The sequence below is a fragment of the Methylocapsa palsarum genome (genome assembly GCF_900114285.1).
Taxonomy (GTDB): Bacteria; Pseudomonadota; Alphaproteobacteria; order Rhizobiales; family Beijerinckiaceae; genus Methylocapsa; species Methylocapsa palsarum.
Genome location: NZ_FOSN01000029.1, coordinates 1 through 18,625, shown reverse-complemented (window position 1 = coordinate 18,625; position 18,625 = coordinate 1). Strand labels below are relative to the sequence as shown.

The 18,625-nt window shown below is 62.3% G+C and carries 14 protein-coding genes and 1 pseudogene; 2 read left to right on the top strand and 13 right to left on the bottom strand.

Annotated elements, in window-relative coordinates:
• Window positions 1–94 precede the first annotated feature (94 nt).
• From BM177_RS18005 to BM177_RS20820, 3 genes and pseudogenes are all read right to left on the bottom strand, one after another.
• Window positions 95–472, bottom strand: a pseudogene (locus BM177_RS18005) (IS21 family transposase); the annotation flags it as partial.
• A gap of 105 nt (window positions 473–577) precedes the next feature.
• Window positions 578–3,517 (bottom strand): CheR family methyltransferase, encoded by a 2,940-nt coding sequence (locus BM177_RS18000; RefSeq protein ID WP_091686426.1) that lies wholly within the window; start codon window positions 3,515–3,517, stop codon window positions 578–580.
• A gap of 449 nt (window positions 3,518–3,966) precedes the next feature.
• Entirely contained in the window at window positions 3,967–4,668 is a 702-nt protein-coding gene (locus BM177_RS20820) for a cation-transporting P-type ATPase (protein WP_244532431.1), read from the bottom strand.
• A 41-nt stretch (window positions 4,669–4,709) separates the two neighbouring features.
• On the opposite strand from BM177_RS20820, the gene BM177_RS17985 reads away from it, so the two are divergent.
• Complete coding sequence (locus BM177_RS17985; protein WP_091686423.1) at window positions 4,710–5,120, top strand: extensin family protein; 411 nt, start codon at window positions 4,710–4,712, stop codon at window positions 5,118–5,120.
• Between the two features lie 403 nt (window positions 5,121–5,523).
• On the opposite strand, the gene BM177_RS17980 is transcribed toward BM177_RS17985, so the two are convergent.
• The 10 genes from BM177_RS17980 to BM177_RS17935 all read right to left on the bottom strand — a co-directional run bounded on the left by BM177_RS17980 (window position 5,524) and on the right by BM177_RS17935 (window position 17,061).
• Window positions 5,524–7,905: a PAS domain S-box protein gene (locus BM177_RS17980; protein ID WP_091686421.1), complete on the bottom strand. Its 2,382-nt coding sequence runs from the start codon at window positions 7,903–7,905 to the stop codon at window positions 5,524–5,526.
• Window positions 7,898–8,554: a chemotaxis protein CheX gene (locus BM177_RS17975; RefSeq protein ID WP_091686418.1), complete on the bottom strand. Its 657-nt coding sequence runs from the start codon at window positions 8,552–8,554 to the stop codon at window positions 7,898–7,900. Before BM177_RS17975 ends, BM177_RS17980 begins: the two co-directional genes overlap by 8 nt.
• The gene (locus BM177_RS17970) at window positions 8,551–8,934 is read right to left on the bottom strand and encodes a response regulator transcription factor (protein WP_091686416.1); all 384 of its coding nucleotides are present in this window, start codon (window positions 8,932–8,934) and stop codon (window positions 8,551–8,553) included. The genes BM177_RS17975 and BM177_RS17970 overlap by 4 nt, the downstream gene beginning before the upstream one ends.
• A 130-nt stretch (window positions 8,935–9,064) precedes the next feature.
• Window positions 9,065–10,942, bottom strand: coding sequence for a chemotaxis protein CheA (locus BM177_RS17965; protein ID WP_244532430.1), 1,878 nt, complete (start codon window positions 10,940–10,942; stop codon window positions 9,065–9,067).
• Window positions 10,939–11,325, bottom strand: a complete 387-nt coding sequence (locus BM177_RS17960; protein ID WP_091686411.1) for a response regulator — start codon at window positions 11,323–11,325, stop codon at window positions 10,939–10,941. The genes BM177_RS17965 and BM177_RS17960 overlap by 4 nt, the downstream gene beginning before the upstream one ends.
• Window positions 11,318–12,202 (bottom strand): CheR family methyltransferase, encoded by an 885-nt coding sequence (locus tag BM177_RS17955; protein WP_425284434.1) that lies wholly within the window; start codon window positions 12,200–12,202, stop codon window positions 11,318–11,320. Before BM177_RS17955 ends, BM177_RS17960 begins: the two co-directional genes overlap by 8 nt.
• A complete protein-coding gene (locus tag BM177_RS20815; protein WP_091686432.1) occupies window positions 12,162–12,779 on the bottom strand; it encodes a HEAT repeat domain-containing protein in 618 nt (205 codons plus the stop codon). The genes BM177_RS17955 and BM177_RS20815 overlap by 41 nt, the downstream gene beginning before the upstream one ends.
• Window positions 12,754–13,851: a chemotaxis-specific protein-glutamate methyltransferase CheB gene (gene cheB, locus BM177_RS17945; RefSeq protein ID WP_091686407.1), complete on the bottom strand. Its 1,098-nt coding sequence runs from the start codon at window positions 13,849–13,851 to the stop codon at window positions 12,754–12,756. The genes BM177_RS20815 and cheB overlap by 26 nt, the downstream gene beginning before the upstream one ends.
• Complete coding sequence (locus tag BM177_RS17940) at window positions 13,848–15,362, bottom strand: chemotaxis protein CheW (protein ID WP_091686405.1); 1,515 nt, start codon at window positions 15,360–15,362, stop codon at window positions 13,848–13,850. Before BM177_RS17940 ends, cheB begins: the two co-directional genes overlap by 4 nt.
• On the bottom strand, window positions 15,355–17,061 hold the full coding sequence (locus tag BM177_RS17935) for a methyl-accepting chemotaxis protein (protein WP_244532428.1): 1,707 nt from the start codon (window positions 17,059–17,061) through the stop codon (window positions 15,355–15,357). The genes BM177_RS17940 and BM177_RS17935 overlap by 8 nt, the downstream gene beginning before the upstream one ends.
• A gap of 642 nt (window positions 17,062–17,703) precedes the next feature.
• Here BM177_RS17935 and BM177_RS17930 point away from each other — a divergent pair.
• Window positions 17,704–18,336 carry a tyrosine-type recombinase/integrase gene (locus BM177_RS17930; RefSeq protein ID WP_091686403.1) on the top strand — a complete coding sequence of 211 codons (633 nt, stop codon included), beginning with the start codon at window positions 17,704–17,706 and terminating at the stop codon, window positions 18,334–18,336.
• The last annotated feature ends 289 nt before the right edge of the window (window positions 18,337–18,625 follow it).

The following is an 18,625-nucleotide window of genomic DNA, read 5'->3' as shown; positions in this document are numbered from 1 at the left end:
GGTCTTGCGCAGAGCGTCGTAGCGTTCAACGTTCGCCTGCGGCTCGGTGGTCAAGGTCAAAGCCTGCGGCGCCTTTATTGGAGGCGTATCCATGGAAAACCAGCGGCACGAATGTTCCTCGACCGCTGGTCTGCTCCTCGTGCTGGCGGTCGGCCTTCCAGCGACGAACAAAGGCGGCGACGCGGCCATAGGAGCCGTCATAGCCGAGCGCGACAAGGTCGGCGTGCAGGCGCTTCGCCGTCCGCTTCTGCTTGCGCGATTTGACTGCTTCCTGCCGAAGCCAACCCGCCAGCTTCTCGGCGAATGGATCCAATTTGCTTGGCCGATCGGGAACCTCGAACTTTGGCTCCACCGCGTCCGCCCGTAGGTATTTGTGGAACGTGTTCCGGGACAATCCCGTCCGCCGCCCGATCTCCCGGACCGGGACGTCCTGCCGGAAATGCCAGCGCCGGATTGCACTCAATAACGCCATGTCGATCACTCCTGGATCCCCCGAAAATCAGCCAGGAGGAGGTCAAGACATGGGTCAGTTCTCGGTGAAAAAATCTGGCCTTCCAGGGTCACATCTCGGTGGAAATCAACAGCTTGGCTTCACGAAAACGTCTACTCCCATGGGAATGGTCAAGGCCGCCGCGACGCCCTCGGCGCGGAAGTCAATGTTCGCCACACCATCCAATTCATGGGCGAGGCCGCGCTTTATGATGGTCGTCCCGAAGCCTCGCTGCGAGGGCGGCGCGACCGGTGGGCCGCCCCGTTCGTTCCAGTTCAGAACGAGACTTTGCTTCGCAGCTTCCCCTTCGACCCGCCACGAAATCGAAACAATGCCCTCCGGAACCGAAAGAGCGCCATATTTGACCGCGTTCGTCGCCAGTTCGTGGACGGCCATCCCCAGCGCCAGTCCGCCTGCCGGCGTCAGCCGGATCTCGGCACCGTCGATCGTGATATTGGCCCGATCCTGCAAGGCATAGGGTTTCGTTTCCTCGACGATCAGGTCGCGAAGAGAAATGCTGGACCAGTTCTCGGCGCTCAGCAGCGTGTAGGACGCGGCCAGGGCGTGAACGCGGCCAAGGAACGTCGTGGAGAATTCCTCGAGCGTCCCGACGCGGCGAAGCGTCTGCGTGGCGAGAGCGATCACGACGGTCAGCATGTTTCGGACGCGGTGGTTCAGTTCCTCGATCAGCAGCTGATGGTGGAGCTCCGCCTCGACGATGGTGGTCACGTCGAGGAAGGTGACCACCACCCCGCTGACCGTGCTGTCGGGCGAGCGATAGGGCAGAATGCGCATCAGATAATGGGCCTGCCCGTCATCGCGGGTGACCCGCCTTTCGAGCGGCTGGAGGCTCGCCAGAACCTGATTCACGTCGTCCGCCAGGCCGCTGTGTCGAATATGGCCAACGATATCCGAGAGGGGCCGGCCCTGATCGCTCGGGATAAGCCGGTAGATCGCGCTCACCGCCGGCGTGAAGCTGCGGATGATCAGATGCCGGTCGAGGAAGATCGTCGCGATCTGCGTGCTGTCGAGCAGATTGCGAAGATCGCTGTTAGTCTGGTCAAGCTCATCGACCTTTTCGGTCAGGCGCGCATTGACGGTGTGAAGCTCCTCGTTGACTGACTGGAGCTCTTCTTTCGAGGTCTCCAGCTCTTCGTTGGTTGACTGAAACTCCTCGTTGACGGAGCGAAGCTCCTCGTTCGCGCTGCGAAGCTCCTCAAGCGCGGTTTCGCGTTCTTCCCTGAGCACCTGCAATTGTTCCTGCGCGCCGGTCAGATTTTCGCGAAGCTGGGCAGTCTCGGACGACGACAGGTATTCGCTTAGTTTCCGGCGTGCGGCGCCGATCATTTCAAAGAAATTGCCCATAGGTAAACGTCTGGTGCTTGTAATGAAAACCGAAGGCTCTGGCGCGTCAGCCGATCTTTGGCCGCCATCGTGCTCGACCGGCCGGTGCGCTCTGGTCCCGGTGTAGGGGCGGAACGGCGATGCGGCCTCGCGCGGGTCGGGAAACGCGAAACGGGGGCTTTCAACGGTCTTGCGAACGAAAATGCGGGCGGCTTTGTCGAGCGGTTCGAACAGGTCGTCATGCCTTGACGTCGATTCCGATATTCCCAGCATGAGGATGCCGCCCGGCACGAGAGAATAATGGAATGCGGGAATGACGTCGCTCTGCAGATCGATATCCATGTAGATCAAAAGATTGCGGCAGGAGATCATGTCCATCCGCGAGAACGGCGGATCGCGCACGATGCTATGCGAGGAAAACATGCAAAGGTCCCGGATCTCCCTGCTGACGGCGTAGCCGGTTTCCACCTTGTTGAAAAATCGCGCCTTGCGCTCGACGGAGAGCCCCTGAAGCAGCGATTCGGGATAACGGCCGAGCCGGGCCGACACGATCGCCGGCTCATCGATGTCGGTGGCGAGAATCTGCACCTTCGGCGGGGCCTCAATGCCATCCATATGTTCGCAAACCAGCATCGCGAGCGAATAGGCCTCTTCGCCGGTCGCGCAACCGGGCACCCAGATCCTGACTGAGTTTGCGGGCCCCTTGCCGGCGAACAGGCGGGGCATGACCAGATTTTTGAGAACGGTGAAGGCTTCGTTATCGCGGAAGAAGCTTGTCACCCGGATCAAAAGATCGCGAAGGAGCAGAAGCGCTTCTCCGCGATCCGCCTCCACCAGCGCGATATAGTCGCGAAACACCTTGACGCCGGTCAGGTTCATGCGCCGCTGAACGCGACGCATGAAAGTCTTTTCGCGGTAACCGCTGAAATCATGTCCCACCTGCTTGTGCAGGACTTCGCAAAGCTTCAGCCGACCGTCGTGGTCCTCCTCGACAGGGACGCCGGCGGGCGCCGCGTCCGGGCTGGGCAAGCCGGCCAATCGCAGGATATGCGCCGGGATGTCCTCAACCGGGGCGACAAGGTCCACCACGCCAGCCGCGATGGCGCCTTCGGGCATCTCAGAATATTGCGGCCCGGTTCCGTCGACGCCTTGCGCGATGGTGAGGCCGCCGAACAATCTGATCGCCTTGAGCCCGAGCGCGCCGTCACTGCCGGTTCCGGACAGAACGACGCCGACAGCGTTTTCGCGCAGCGCCGAGGCCAGCGAATCAAAGAATACGTCGATGGGCCGGTACTGCCTGGGAGCGTCAGGGTCTGGCATTCGAATGTGCAGGCGGCCATCCCTCAGCGTCACGATCGCATGCGGCGGCGGCACGTAGACGATGTTGGCTTCGAGACGAACGTTGTGCGCCGCCTCGGTGACGGGCATCTTTGTCCAGCGGCCGAGAATCTCGGCCAGCATGCTTTTGCGGCCAACCGGAAGATGAAGGATCACGACAAAGGCGAGGCCGCTGTTTGATGGCATATGCTCAAACAGCCCGCGGAAGGCGTCGAGGCCGCCAGCGGAGGCGCCGATCCCCACGACCCTGACGACGGGGCGTCCTGTCCGGGATTGGGTTTCAGGGTTCCAACCGGACCCCTCTTTCGATTGGCTTTTTGTTTCGTTCCGAGGATCGTCCGACATGATCTCTGCCTGGTGGTTCGAGCAAACCGAGCGCAAAATCGCGACAGAACCAGGCTCTTAACGCCGCGAAATCGTTTTCGAACAGGAATTTTTTAAGGCGGGGCCAGATTTAAGGCCAGACTATCATTGCGCGATGGCCAAAAGCATAGCTATCCGCGCCTATTCATGATGACCCGCGCTTTGCGTTGCTTTCCGCAAGCGCTGATTATTGACGTGCTCCGCCTTTCGGGTTTTTCACCGCGGTCTGAACTGTACTTTTTAAACGCGCTGGAGAGACGAGGATGGGCGGACCCGGGGCGCTTGCCCCGTCGGCTCCGGGCCAAGCGGGGAGCGCGCGCCAGGCGGACTTTGAAAGAGATCGGCTTACGGCGAGCGTGCGGCGAAGGCGAGGCGGACGCGATTGGCTGTTTAGGTGACACGGGTGTCAACGGCGGAGTAAAAGCCGGCCATTAGGGCGGAGCAAAACCAGGCCATTTGGCAGCTGGGCGTAGAGCTCGACGCGCCGCAGCCGATCCGGCGGAGATGGTCGGGTTTCGCAGCGGCGGCGGACGCGGCGTTTCATGAAGCGGTTGTGATTTCGTCGGTTTCGGGATCGACGGCTGCAGGACCACGGCCACCTCGATCATCCAGGGAATGGGACCCCAGAAATAGCCGAGGAATTTCAGAAGCTCATTGGTCTTCGTCTCTTCGATCTCGTTGGGGCCGTATTGCGCCAGCCGCTTCCGCGCCTCGGCTTGGGTCAGGCCATCCGTCGACGACCCCAGCTTTGTCAGCAATTTTGGCATGGGAAGGGATTTCAAGGCTTCGTTAGGATCGGCCTTCGCCTCCGGCCTGGAAGGGGCGGTCCGGGGCAGGGTGTCGCTGGCTGTCATGACAGGTGCCTCCTTCAGCGCAGAAACAGCATTAGGCCGCTGCGGGCCATAAGCGGCAGCGCTTCGCCAAGAACGGCGGCGCGCAGCACCTCGTACTCGGACGCAAGGACCGACGACACGATCGAACCGGCCGAGGTCGCGGCGACGTTCACCGGCCAGTTTTTTTAACGCCCGCTCGATTGTTCTCGGATGAAGCTCGACATTGAGTTCGTTGCGGACCAGCCTGACCAGTTCTCGGGCGCGAACCGGTTCGCCCGGAACCAGCCGCGCCTTCAACAAGGCCATAATGTCGTCGTCGAGCTTGTGAGGACCGCGGGGGCCTGGCTTGGCCTGGACCAGCCCGGCAATCCCGGCGGTGTCGAAGTTCGCCTTGGCCTGATAGTAGGTCGGCCTGGACCCCTAGCGTTTCTGAGCCCTCCTCGGATGTCCGCTGCGTCATCGCGCAACCCGTCACGCTTGAAGCATTGACGCCGCGGACCGGTCAACGCATCGAGATACCCGATCATCCAACGCTCGATTGCGTCGCGGCACTGACTTTCAGTCGCTACGTGCGTGATTTATTGGTCCCGCTCGTGAAAGGCTCGTTCGACGCAACGATCGTCAAAATCGGAACGGGACCGGGATTTGACTGCAGAACGCGGGATCACGGCGACGGCGCGAAGCTCAGTGCGCACGCCAAGGGGCTGGCGGGTGAATCTAGACGAACGCAGTCTTGGGATTTTATATCTTAAGCCTGCCCGGATCGACGCCGCCTAGATCGGCCCACAAAACGAAAGGCTCCGTGTGCGTGGTAAGAGAGCGCCGGACCACGCGGTCGTCGACTTGGATTAGACGTCGCGAGCCCAAAGACTGAAATGGAAACAGCGGTTCTTTGGGCGAGCGGCATGACGTGGCGAACATTAACGTTTGCACGGCAATCGTCAGCACTCGACCCAATCTCTCGTTCCAAGGCTTGTTTGGATTGTCAGAAGCAGTCGTTCACGAAGTTGGTCACGCCGAATGCAGGGCACCCGAGGGATCATTCAGCGGCGTTTGCTCGTTTCCCCGAAACCGACAGTAAGTATGCCCCGGCAAAGCCGGTGGCTTTAAGATGTGAGGCACTCATAGCGGCTATTGGGTCGGGGACGGGCCCACCTATAATGATTTTTTGCCTCGGCCACTGAGAATCATATCGCGGATTTTGCTGACTAGCGCATCGATGGTGAATGGCTTTATGACGATCTCCATACCGGGTTCCAAGAACGATCTTCCTGTGGCATTCTCAGCGTATCCAGTCACCAAAAGGACCTTCAGATCGGGACGCTTGACGCGAGCCGCGTCGGCCAGCTGGCGGCCATTTAAACCCGGTAGACCTATGTCGCTCACGAGAAGGTCGACGCGCTGCGACGATTGTAAGATCCGCAAGGCGGCTTCGCTACCGGCTGTTTCAAGCACCTGATAACCCAGATCGTTGAGGGCCTCGACCATTAGAAGACGGACGACAGCCTGATCCTCAACGATGAGGACGACTTCGTGGGCTCCTGCGCGATTGTCTCCCAAGGACTCGTCAACGAGTGCATCGTCTACATTACCCTTGTAACGCGGGAGGCAAATTTCGACCGACGTCCCTTTGCCGAACTCGCTGTCGATCGTCACCGAGCCTTCCGATTGCCGCACAAATCCGTAGATCATGGACAGGCCAAGCCCCGTGCCCTTACCGATGGGTTTGGTTGTATAGAATGGATCGAAGGCTCGCGCCTTGACGCTTGGCGTCATTCCCACCCCAGTGTCGATCACCCGGAGGCAGACATACTCGCCAGCACTTAGGTCGCGTTGTCGCGCCTCGTTTGCATCGAGCACTTTGTTGGCGGTGTCTATCGTCATCGTCCCGCCGTCCGGCATCGCGTCGCGCGCATTGATCGCGAGGTTCAAGAGCGCGTTCTCGAGTTGATTAGAGTCGCAGCGCACGAGCCAAACTTCCTCGCCTGCCGTTACGCTCAAATTTACATTCTCGCCGAGAGAACGACGCAGCAGTTCCTCCACGGTCCCGACTAGCCGGTTGATCTCGACCGGGCGAGGATCGACCGGTTGGCGACGGGAAAAGGCTAAAAGACGATGCGTCAAGGTCGCGGCCCGATTGGCCGAATCCAGGGCGCCATTCAGGAATCGGTCAATATCGCCAATGCGTCCTTCGGCGATTCGCCTCTTAATGAAGTCTAGCGCGCCAAGAATTCCCTGAAGAAGGTTATTGAAATCGTGAGCGATGCCGCCGGTGAGTTGCCCGACGGCTTCCATCTTCTGGCTCTGGCGCAGCGCTTCCTCCGCTTCCATCAATTGGCGGGTGCGTTCAGACACGCGCTGTTCAAGGGTCGCATTGACGTCGGCCAGTGCCCGCGCGGCGATTTTTTGATCCTCGACATCAGTGTTGCTGCCAACCCAGCGTATGATAACATCATGGGGGCCGCGCATGGGAAATGCGCGAGAGAGATGCCATCGATATATCCCGGCAACGCTTCGGATGCGAAATTGCGCTTCGTAGGGCGTGCCGGACTTCAGAGCCGCCCGCCAAAGCTCGGTGACGGTCGACAATTCCTCGGGGTGGACGAGGCTGATCCATCTCTCGCCGTCCAGTGTCCCTGGCTTCATGCCGCTGTATTCGTAGACCCGGTCGTTGAACCAATCGAGTTGACCGTCCGGAAGCGCGGTCCAAACGTGGTTGGGCATCGCCTGCGCGAGAGCCCGAAACTGCGCTTCGCTTGTCCGCAAGATTTCCTGAGCAATGCGTCTTTCGTTTACGTCGCGGAGAATGGCAGTAATGAGAACGCGCGACTGGCTCCGCCAGCGTGAGAGTGACACTTCGAGATAGCTCGACGAGCCATCCTTGCGCCGCACGATCACTTCGACAGGTTGGCGTACGACGTCGCCGCCGATAACTGCGTGCAGGGTCTCGTTCCAGGCAGCGCGATCCTCGAAAAGGAGGGCGGCCGACCGGCCGACGAGTTCTTTCGGCGGATAGCCGAACTGTCGGTCCGCGGCGGGATTGGCGAACTGAATGGCGCCTTCGTCATCGACAGTGAGGATGACGTCCGGGGCGCTGTCGACCACCGCGTCATAGCGTGCATTCTGCCGATCGCGCAGCAAACGTTCGCGTTTGACCGCCACGGTGACGTCGAAAACCTGGACCAGGCAATAGCGAACCCCCCCGCCATCGACGGGGCACACCGTCACATCGTGGATCATTTCCTGACCCAAGTCGGTCTTAAGCGGCAGGAGCGCGGGATGCAGCGAATGGGTGAGCAGGCGCGACGTCCCCGATTCAAGCGAAGCAGCCACGGCGAGAGCAATCTGTTTGGAACTGGCGTGCGGGAGAAATTCCTCGAACTGCCTGCCGACCGCGGCTTCAGCGGAAATGGCCGTAGCGGAAGCTAGCCACGCGTTCCAGCCGACCACGCAGTGATTGCGATCCAGAAGGGCAACGCCAATGTCCACATTATCGAACAGGATACAATACAAGTCACTTTGCCTGGCGTCAAACATTGGAAGGTAGCCGCGCGTCGCCCCCGGTTCTCTGGATGAATTCACCCAGCAAAATCTTGAGGGCCTCCAGCGACGGCAGGTCCATCAGCAGCGCAATATATCCCTGGATATCGCGCTCGCGGACCGTAAAATTGATGTAGACGAACAACACGAAATCGCCGGACTCGGGTGGCGGCGGGAGGCTGAACAGGGTCGCGCTATCGCCGCGCAGAATCTCGGGCAGGGATATCTTCAGGGTGCGTTGCAGGAGGTTAGCGATGGTTGCAAGGCAGCCGTTCAAGAGAATGTTTCCGGTCTCAGCTAGCGCCTCCTGCTCGAGTTCTAGGACGTCCTCGAGCGGCAGGCTACTGCTTGTGACAGCGCGAATCAGTTCGAGACTGCGCGTTTCGGGAAAGATGAGCAACGCGCGGCCGTGGATCTCGCCCTCGAACACCTGGTGTACAGCGACGAGGTTGTTAGGCTCGTTCTTTCCCAAAGTTTCTATCGCCCGCGCGCGCGAGATCAGGTCTAAGTTCGGCACCGACAGCAAGACCTGCTCGCCGATCATTTCGCGCAAGCTAAGCGCGGCTTTGCTCACGCCAATGTTGACGAGCTCCGTTAGTGCGTCGAGCTCCAGTTCATCCAGCGTGGAGGGCGCATCTCCATTCATGCCGCGCCAGCCTCGATCTGGCGCACGGCACCTGCCAAAAAATCCCTCAGCGCCGGTTCGGTGAGCGGCTTAGAAAGGAACACGGCGCCGAGGGCATGCGCGCGGTCGACAATCTCTTTTTGGTGATTTGCAGAGATCACCGCCATCGGCATCGAGGGGCGAAGGCCGCGAATCTGCGCCGCGACATCCAGTCCGTCTCGTCCCGGCATGTTGAAGTCCAGCACCGCGAGGTCCGGGGTTTTCTCGTGCATCGCGGCCAAGGCCTCGTCAGCATTAGCCGCCTCGACGCGCGTCCAGTCGGGACAAAGCCCTCCAAGCACCTTAGCGACCGCCATGCGCGCAAGTTTGCTGTCGTCGACCACGAGGATTGTTAAAGCCATCAAATCCCACCAGTCGGTGCTTGCCAAAGAAGATGAAAGAGCCGGTAATCAAGAACGCGCCGAGCCCGAGGTTGTTCCCAGCGTTGAAAGAGTTTCGCCCGTGAGTTGCATCTGCCACTTGATAGAAAAATCATCGTAGTAACTCCTTGACGTCAAGCACCAGCAGCACCCCCCCGTCCCCGAGCACGGTCGTCCCAGCGATCTCTGGAATTCCGGACAATATCCCCTCCAGAGGCTTGAGCATGACGTCCATACGGGAGCCGAGCTTATCGACTTCGAGCCCCCCCAACAGGCCGCCGGTCGACGCCACAACGACGGTCGCGTCGGAATCTGATTCCACCTTCGCCCATCCGAGCGTCTGCCCCAACCCGAGTAGCGGAATAGTCCGATTGCGCAGCACGAAAGCATGAGCGTGACCGACAGAGCGGATCTCCTCGCGCGGGATGCGAACCGTTTCGACGACGGCGTCCAAGGGAATGCCGAACAATTGGCCGCCCGCCTCGACCGTCATCACCTCCGTCATCATCACGCTGAAGGGAAGAAGGAAGCGCACCGTGCTTCCAGAGCCGAGCCGGGTTTCCAATTGGACGCGCCCCCCTAGACGTTCGACGGACGCGCGCACCGCGTCCATGCCGACCCCGCGCCCCGAAAGGTCGGTGACGTCGGTCGCCGTCGATAAGCCCGGCATGAAGATCAGGTCGACGAGGGCTTCGTCGCTCATGCCGGCGACAGCGTCGGCTGCCGCCAAATTGCGCTCGACCACCGTCTTGCGGATGCGGTTTGGGTCGATGCCTCGACCATCGTCTTCGACTTCGACGACGACATGTTCGCCCTCGCGGCGCGCGCGCAGATGTATTGTGGCGATCGCGGGCTTTCCCGCGGAAGCGCGCTCAGCGCATGTCTCGACGCCATGATCCATCGCATTCCGCACCACGTGCAGCAGCGGGTCAGATAGCATCTCGATGATCGCCTTGTCGGCATGGGTGTCCTCGCCCTCGATTGTTAGCCGCACTGGTTTCGTCAGTGATTCCGACATTTCACGGACAAGCCGCGAAAACCTTTGGAACACCCCGCGCATCGGCAGGACCCGCAATTCAAGCACGGCTCTTTGCAGCCCGGCGATCAGGCGGTCGAGCTTGCGGTGCTCGTCTGCGATCCCCGCGGCGAGCGGGTTGTCGCCCTCCTGCGCCAGCATCGCGATATGGCCGATGGCGTTGTTCGCGACGGTCAATTCTCCAGTAAGGCTGACGAGGGCCTCCACGCGCTCGGCGTTGATCCGCAGCGTGCGGGACAGAGGATCGGGTCGCACGGCGACCGGGGCGATCTGGCTGGGCGAGAGCTTGTCTGCCAGCCGCTCCAGGGCTGATTCGATGGAGCGCGCGATGCTGGTCGTATCGAGGCCGGCGAGACTTTCACTAACAGAACCAGCGATCCGTTCAGCATCGTCGAAGCGTCCCAGGTGGCGAAAAATGTTGGCGGCTAAACGTCCGGCCGAGGCGATCCTGCCCTCCAAACCTTCGCCGCGAACGGCAAGCAACGCGATCTGCTCCTGCAGAACTGCGAGCGCCGTCGCGGAGGACGGCGCGGTCCCGAGGACAGGGGAGTTGGCCTTCGCGCCTTCGCTCGCCGCTGCGCGTGCCGCGAACCGGGCTGCGAGGAGGTCCGCTTCGGCGTCAGCTTCGCCAGGAAGTTCGCCGCTGTCTTCGATCGCATCGAGCCATTGTACGACTTGATCGAGGCAAGTCAGGCACTCACCGATCATGTCCGGGGTGACCGGCCGATCACCCTTGCGAACCGTCGATAGAACATCCTCGGCGGCATGCATCGCGTGCGCCATAGCGGCGAAATCAACGATGCCGGCTCCCCCTTTGAGCGTGTGAAAGGCACGGAAGGAGCCGTCCAGGCTCGCGCGGTCGTCAGGCTCGCGCTCCAGCGCCAGAAGATCGGCGGTGGCCTGCTCTACGAGCTCGCGCGCCTCGACCAGAAACTGTTCGAGGAACTCGTTCATTGGGGCGCGCCGCAAAACATCGCCATATAGCGCGCAAGAACCTCGCGGCCGATTGGCTTGACATGGTAGAAATTGGCTCCGGCAGCGCGCGCCGCGGCGACGTCGTCCGCGCTCGACTCGGTGCTCGTGACGAGCGCCGGAATTGCGGACAGCGGCAAAGCTTGCCGCCTGAGCGCGCCGAGGAATGTGATCCCGTCCATCTGCGGCATATTGATGTCGACGATGAGCGCATCGGCTGGGCTCACGAGCAGCCTTTCGAGCGCTTCGAGGCCGTTGAGCGCCTCCTCAACCTCAAAGCCCTCCTCCTCCAGGATCTGTCGATAGTAAAGCCTGACGAGGTTGGCGTCGTCCACGATAAGGACGCGCATTTTGCCATCAGCCATGCTTCGCCTCCAGTGGCCTGCGATAAACGATGGCGTCAGCGAACCGACATACTTCAAACAGAGGAGAGATGCGGCTCATCGACTCTGCATGGCCCAGGCAGACATATCCCCCGGGCGCCAGGCTTTCATAGAGATTCTCTGCCGCTATTCGGCGCGAAGTGTCGTCGAAATAGATCAGCAGGTTACGGCAAAAGATGACGTCGAACAGGCCGTGCGGCCGCGTTTCGGTCTGCGCGACGATATTGGCCGCAGTGAACCGCACTGATTGGCGCAGCTCGTCGAGGATTTGCCAATGCTCTGGGCCGGCGCGCGTGAAATATTTGCCGGTCAGCCCTGCGCTCAAGCGCATAAGCGCGCGCTTGCCGAAAATACCGGAGCGCGCCGCATTTAGCACGTTAGTATCAATGTCGGAGGCGACGATTTCGACGTCGTGGGCATCCACCTCGGGCCAGTTTTCCAGTAGCCAGATGGCGATCGAATATGGCTCCTCGCCGGTCGAACAGGGGACGGACCAGATTCGCAATACCTCGCCAGGCGGCTTCACGCGCAGGCGCTCCTGAAGCATATTGGACGTCAGGCAGGTGAACTGATGGTCTTCCCGATAGAAATAGGTTTCGTTGACCGTGGCGGCGTTGATCAGTTTTTCCACTTCGCCCTCCATGTTTACACGCAGGCGTGCAAAATAGCTGGCGAAGGAGGATGATCCGGTCGCGATCATGCGGTCTTCGACGCGGCGTTCGACGAAATAGCGTCGGGCCTCCGTGAAGGCCATGCCCGTACGGCGGTAGAGATAATCGCACAGCCGGCGATATTCCTCGGCGTCGAGCAGTTCGGACTCAGCCACGAGGGGCCGGCGTTTCGGCCCGGACGCGATCAGCGACGACCTTGATGGCGAAACGGAGGAACGGATCGTCCGGAAAACGCTCGGCGCAACGCGAAAGACATGGCCCAGCGGCGGCGTCTGCGATCTCGCCCAACACTTCCACGGCCGCTGCGCAGACATTGGCCTGAGGTTCGGTTTCGATCATTGCGCACAACCAGCGCGGCCCGTCGGCGCCGCCCGCGTCGCGCACTAGATCGCACGCCAGTATCCGCACGTCCGCGTCTGGGTCGACGAGCAGGCCAGGCAGATGCGGCCTCGCGGCCTCCGGCATCGCACGGAGGGCGTCAAGGGCGCCTGTGCGGGTGCTGGCGTCGTCGACCCGCATGTAAGGTAGGATGACCCCTGCGCTTTCGGGCGTCGCGATGCGCGCCAGCGCGGTGAAGATCGCCTGGCGCACGCGCGCATCCAGCTCAAGGGCGAGCGCATCGCCGAGCGATGAAATGCAGGCGGGATCGCAGGCCGCGCGTGCCGCGGCCCAGCGTTCGTCTGGCGACGCGCTCGCCAGGGAAGCGGGCTCCTCGCGCAAAACGCCCGCGGCGGCGTTGTCACACTTGCTGCGGATCAGGGGCATGAAGGGGCACCAGCTTTCTCAGTTGCTCAGCGATTCTCGGAAGCGGAAGCACCCAGGTCGCGCCTCCCGCCCTGACCAGTTGTCCCGGCATGCCCCACACCACCGCGGACTCCTCCGCCTCAGCGATCGTCCGGCCGCCCAACGCGCGAAGCCTCGTCATGGATGCAGCGCCGTCGTCACCCATGCCGGTCATCAGAATGCCCACCAGCAGGCCGGGCGAGACAGCCGCGATGGCGCTCTCCATCAGCCGGTCGGCGCTCGGATGCCAGGGCCGCCCGGCATCAGCCGGCGTGGGCGTCGCGATGACGCCGCCTCCGATTCTCGAAATGACGATGTCGGCGTCGCCGCGCCCGATATAGGCGTGCCCAGGTTCGAGCCCCGTAGGGCGCGCCACCTCGCTAACGCCGATCGCGCAGAGGCCGTTCAGGCGGCGGGCGAGCGCGCCGGTGAAATTCGCCGGCATGTGCTGGGCGATGACGATGGGCCACGGAAAAGACGACGGCAAGGCGCCGAGCAGCGCCTCCAGCGCCGGAGGCCCGCCGGTCGAGGTTCCGACCACCACGATTCCGTCTGCCTTAGCCCCCACGGGGGCCTCGTCGCCGGCGGCGTGCCGGCGCGCCGACGCCCTTTCGCCGATGCGATGCTGCACGCGTTCGCGCAGGCGAAGGCTCGCCTTCAGCTTGACGCCGGCTGCCGCGCGCACTTTTGCTACGAACAGCGGTCCGAAAACGCCCATGTGCAAGGAAACCGCGCCGTCGGGCTTGGGCGCGAAATCCACTGCGCCCAAACGCAACGCCTCCAGCGTAGCTTCCGCGCCCTCGCGCGTCAGCGAAGACACCATCACCACAGGACAGGGGTGCTCGATCATGATGCGATCGAGGCAGGTGAGGCCGTCCATTCCAGGCATGTGAATGTCGAGCGTGACGACATCGGGATTGACGACGGCGAGTTGCTCCAGACCTTCCATCCCGTTGCGCGCAAAATAGACCTCGAAGTCGGCGAGGTCGGCTAGGACACGGCCCAGGAGCTTTCGCACGAGAGCCGAGTCGTCGATGACGAGGACCTTGATCATAAAGAGCCCCGCGCGCTGCTCTCAAACTTGTCCAGCAGGCCGCGTTCGGCGCGCGTCAGAAGTTCAGCAGGATCCAGCACGAGAATAATCCGCCCCTCCGCCTCGATATTGACCACGCCATGCACCAGCCGTGCGATGTCCTCGGTGAGGTCCGGCGCCGCTTCGATGTCGACGGCCATCGTGCGCAGCACTTCGGAAACGCTGTCGACGATCAAGCCCGCGCGGTGGCGCCCTGTCCGCACCACGATGAGCCGTCGCCCGTCGCCCTGTTCGAGGCTGCGCATATCGAAACGGCGCCGCTGATCGACGACAGGAATTACGACGCCGCGCAGATTGACGACTCCCTCCAGAAATTTGGGCGCTCTGGGAACGCGCGTGACCCGGTCCGGAGCGCGCGCCACTTCGTCCACCGCTTCCACAGGCAATCCGAACTCGTCATCTCCGAGGCGAAATACCAGGAACTTCCGCTCCTCCCTCCCCAGGTCGGCCTGCGCTTGCGGTCTCGTGGGATTGTGGACTTCGCCGAGCTGTCGCATGACGTCACTCCGAAAGAGCTGTTCCGGCGCGAGGATCGAGACGAGCCGTTGCCCCTCCTCGCCGCGATAGATCGATTTGATGCGCGCCTCGCCCGCGGAACGCGCCTGAATCACGGCCGGCACCGGATCGATCAGCCTGGGATCGGCGGCGATCACGGCGCGGGCGCGGTCCGCGAGGAGGCCAATCAGCGCTCCGCCGACGCACGCGACGATGATTTTCTCGCGTATTTCCGAAGCGGGTGCTGGCGAAAAACCGAGCAGTTCACGCATGGAAAGCAACGGAAGCAATAGCCCGCGAAACGCGATTATGCCCGCGACCGCCGCTTCGGCGTGCGGCGCCGCCGCTATGGCGTCGGGCAACGAGATGATCTCCCGAACGACCCCTAGATCGAGAGCAAATTCCTGGCCCGCGACGTCGAAAGTGACGAGGGTTTCGCGCTCCGCCGCCGCTTCTGGCGGCGAGGTCGCGGCGACGCTGCGCAATGGATTCGAATTCGGCCGGATGCGTCGCGCGAACGATTCGGCAAGAAGTGATTGGACGTCCAGGATCTTCGCCGCGCCCTGATCATCGCCCAGCGCAAAGGCGCCGCTCAGCCGCTCGCCTTGTTCGACGCTGAGTTGCGCCGCCTGGGTTTCGAGCCGCTCTGCCTCGACCGTGATAAGCGCGTCGATAGCGTCCACCACGATGGCGACAGGGGCGCCGCCATCCAGAACGATCGCACGGGAAGCCGCGTTCTCCTCGACTTCGCCGAGGCCGAGCATAGCGCGCAGACTTGCAATGGGAAGAACGACGCCGCGCAGGTTTGCGACGCCGATGAGCGCCTTGGGCGCTTGCGGCACGCGCGCCGCCAGCGGGATCCGTATCACCTCGTCCACCGCTTCGGCCGGCAGCGCATATATGCGCTGCGCGACGCGGAAGACCAGAAAGCGACGCTTTGCGGAGTTGGAGGCCTCCCGGGTGCCTGCGCTATTCATGCCGCGGCATCAACGCGTCAGCGAGAGAGGCGATTTCCTCGATCGCAGCTGCTAGATCGTCGGCGCCGTGCGCCTGTTCGGTGGACGCGGCCGCCGCCTGCCGCGAGGCGTTGCAGGCCTGTTCAGCGGCCGCCGCGATCTGGCGTGCGCCGGCCGCTGTTTCCGCAACGCTCACCAGGATAATGTCAGCCCCCTCCAAAATTGCTCGATTGGCGGTGCTCAACGCCGCAAGATCCGCATCAACCCTGTCGAGAGCCGCGAATACGGCGCGATTGCCCTGGACCTCGGCCTCGGCGTTCGCAGCGACCTGTTCAAGATCGCGCTTGAGCGTCGCAACCTGATCGAGGATGCCGCGCACCGTGTCTTTCGCGCGCTCGACGTTCTGCGACGCCTCCCGCGCCAGGCTCCTGATGTCGTTGGACACCACGGCGAAACCCCGGCCGGCGTCGCCGGCGCGGGCGGCCTCGACCGAACCGCTCACCGCGAGCATGCTCGTCTGTATCGCGATCAAGGCCATGGCGTCGACGATCTTTTCGATGCGGCGGCCCACCGTTTCCGAACGCACAATCGTCTTCACGCTGGCTCGCGTGTCCGCGAGCCCCACGCCGACCCCGCCGACCAACCGCGCGACTGCCGCGCGGCTCTCCTTTAGCCCGGCCTCCATCTGCGTGACACGCTCGGTGGAAGCGCCGCTCGTCTTCTGCGCGAGCTTGGCGCTTTTTTCGATCAGAACGAGCGCCGCCGAAGTTTCGTGGGTGGCGGATGCTTGTTGTTGCGACCCGCGATCGATCTGCTGAACGGCCACCATGATTTCAGCGGCGGCGCTGCTCAGTTCCTGGATTGTCGCCGAAAGCTCCTCGGCGGTCGCGCCGATCTGTTCTGCGCCCGATGCGATAGCGGCTCCGCCGCGAAGAGTTTCGGCGACGACCGCCAGCGCCCTCGCCGCCGCCTGTCCCTGATCGAGCGCTTTGGCCTGCTGCTGGACCGCCGACTGCGCTTCGCCCGCGCCGGCCGATTGTTGCACTGCGGCGCTCGCGACCTGCTCGGCGCCTTTTTGCGCTTCTGACGCCGCCCGTTCGGCTTCGAGCGCCGCAGTCAGCATTTCCTCGCTACCGTTCGCGATCCGCCGCATGTCTTCCCGGCGATGTTCCAGGGTCTCAACCACCGTGACTGCCGCCTTAGCTTCCATCGCCGACGTTTCCGCCGCCTTCTTCACCGCGCCGACGATGCCCCCGACGTCGCGCTGAATATCGCCTGCCAGCCGTTTGACTTCCTGCGCGCTCTTGTCCGACGAGTCGGCTAGTGCCCGAACTTCATCGGCGACCACCGCAAAGCCGCGCCCGTGATCGCCGGCGCGCGCCGCCTCGATCGCGGCGTTCAACGCTAGCAGGCTGGTCTGGTCGGAGATCCGGCTGACGGTTTGCGTGATTTCGCCGATATCGCCGGCGCGCCGCTCCAGCTCCACGATGATGTCGATCGTCGCGGCCTGCCGTTGTGCGCTGTTCTCTATCGCGCGAGCGGAGGCGGTGATCCGCTCGGCCGCGTCGCCGAGCAGAGCCTCCACGTTTTCCGTGCGCCGGCGCAAAACGTCCGTTTCGGCGCGCGCCGTGCGAAGACGGTCAAATATGCGCTTGATCGCTGCAAGTTGTTCCTGCGACGCCCCAGCGGCCTCCTCGGCGCCGCCGGCAATTTGCTCCATTGACTTACGCAATTGGTCGGCTGCCGCTGAAGCTTCCGTTAGCCCGCTTGCCAGTTCCTCCGTCGCCGCCGCTATGCGCTCGAACAGCGCTTCGGGGGTTGTAACACCGACCATCTGGGCCGGAGCAGGTGGAATGGCACGAGGCATTGGCTTCGACGGGCCAGAGATCGGGGCCGTTTTGAGCGCACGGGCGGCAATTTTCGAACTTTTGACAAGGGCCATGTTGAATCCAACGCTATTGACACGATTAGATGAGTAACGGTCACCCAGGTCTCGGACGAGCGGCAGGTTTCTCGATCAAGTGTAGGTCACTTTCAGACTGATACAAAACTGTGACGCGCGATTGGACAAGTTGCGGAATTGTCCACGAAGGACCGCTATGGGAGATTGAGTCATCGATCCTTCGGCAAGCTGGGACGCCGCCGCTAAAACGCGCGAAAGCGAAAGTCCGCCTAGACCTTCGCCACCCTTCAAAGCCGCCAGTTTGCTCCCGGCCCGACCTAGTCGTAACCCGGATGTCGGGTTCCGCGCAATTGCGGCTCGTAAGCCGCCAGGCAGAAAACCACCCCAAGCCCCCTGGTATCGAAGTTGATGGCGCCCAGTCTTTCCTTTTGGCCGAGGATGGCCGAAAGGAGAAAGGCAATGGGACACGCGGAATATGACCCGGGCGCCAACGAGCGGCGCCCATGGAATGCGGGCCGGAAGCTTGGCGGCAAACGCGCGCTGAAGCCACAGCGGGTCTGGGCCATCAGGTTCTGGCTGGATCGAGAGCGCCGGCTTCGGGACCGCGCGATGTTCGATTTCGCGATCGATAGTAAGCTCCGAGGATGCGACGTCGTCAAAGTCAAAATCGGCGATCTCATCAGCGGTGGACGGGTTCGTACACCCGCGATCGTCATTCAGCAGAAGACCGGCCGGCCCGTTCAGTTCGAGCTCATCGAACCCGCTCGCGGCAGCATTCTGGCATGGCTCGAACGCCGCGGCGCTACGCTCGACGACTTCGTCTTTCCAAGCCGGACCGATCATGCCAATCACATCAGCACTCGGCAATATGCTCGGCTCGTTGACGAGTGGGTCACCGGGATCGGATTGCGCCGGGAGGACTTCGAGACGCATTCGCGTCGCCGAACCAAGGCGTCGATCATCTATAAGCAGACAGACAACCTCCGCGCGGTGCAGATCCTGCTCGGCCACACAAAGATCGAAAGCACCGTTAGTTATCTCGGCGTCGACGTAGAGGACGCGCTCGCCCTTGCAGAAGGCACGGAGGTATAGCGATCTGAAGATCTCCTCGACCTCAGCGCCGAGGAGTTATGTGCCCGCGTTGGCGTCTCCGCGATGCGCCCAACCCCGCCATGCAGGGGGGGCCGAGCCGTTTCTAGGAAACGGTCGTCCTCGAAGGTGAGCGGGTATCCCGCACTCATAAGGCATTAGCCTGTCCTTATGGATATCCTTGAGCCTTCCTACATTTGACCTGCCACTGAGATTTTCCTCCACGAGGATTTAGAGTCCGGCCTTTCAGAGGACGGACAGATGAAGCGAGCACGGTTCACGGAAGAGCAGA

Excerpts from the sequence above, each read along its gene's own strand:
- BM177_RS18000 (WP_091686426.1), bottom strand. The coding sequence starts at position 3,517 with ATGTCGGACGATCCTCGGAACGAAACAAAAAGCCAATCGAAAGAGGGG.
- BM177_RS17980 (WP_091686421.1), bottom strand. The coding sequence starts at position 7,905 with ATGTTTGACGCCAGGCAAAGTGACTTGTATTGTATCCTGTTCGATAAT.
- BM177_RS17975 (WP_091686418.1), bottom strand. The coding sequence starts at position 8,554 with ATGAATGGAGATGCGCCCTCCACGCTGGATGAACTGGAGCTCGACGCA.
- BM177_RS17970 (WP_091686416.1), bottom strand. The coding sequence starts at position 8,934 with ATGGCTTTAACAATCCTCGTGGTCGACGACAGCAAACTTGCGCGCATG.
- BM177_RS17965 (WP_244532430.1), bottom strand. The coding sequence starts at position 10,942 with ATGAACGAGTTCCTCGAACAGTTTCTGGTCGAGGCGCGCGAGCTCGTA.
- BM177_RS17960 (WP_091686411.1), bottom strand. The coding sequence starts at position 11,325 with ATGGCTGATGGCAAAATGCGCGTCCTTATCGTGGACGACGCCAACCTC.
- BM177_RS20815 (WP_091686432.1), bottom strand. The coding sequence starts at position 12,779 with ATGCCCCTGATCCGCAGCAAGTGTGACAACGCCGCCGCGGGCGTTTTG.
- cheB (WP_091686407.1), bottom strand. The coding sequence starts at position 13,851 with ATGATCAAGGTCCTCGTCATCGACGACTCGGCTCTCGTGCGAAAGCTC.
- BM177_RS17940 (WP_091686405.1), bottom strand. The coding sequence starts at position 15,362 with ATGAATAGCGCAGGCACCCGGGAGGCCTCCAACTCCGCAAAGCGTCGC.
- BM177_RS17935 (WP_244532428.1), bottom strand. The coding sequence starts at position 17,061 with ATGGAGCAAATTGCCGGCGGCGCCGAGGAGGCCGCTGGGGCGTCGCAG.
- BM177_RS17930 (WP_091686403.1), top strand. The coding sequence starts at position 17,704 with ATGGGACACGCGGAATATGACCCGGGCGCCAACGAGCGGCGCCCATGG.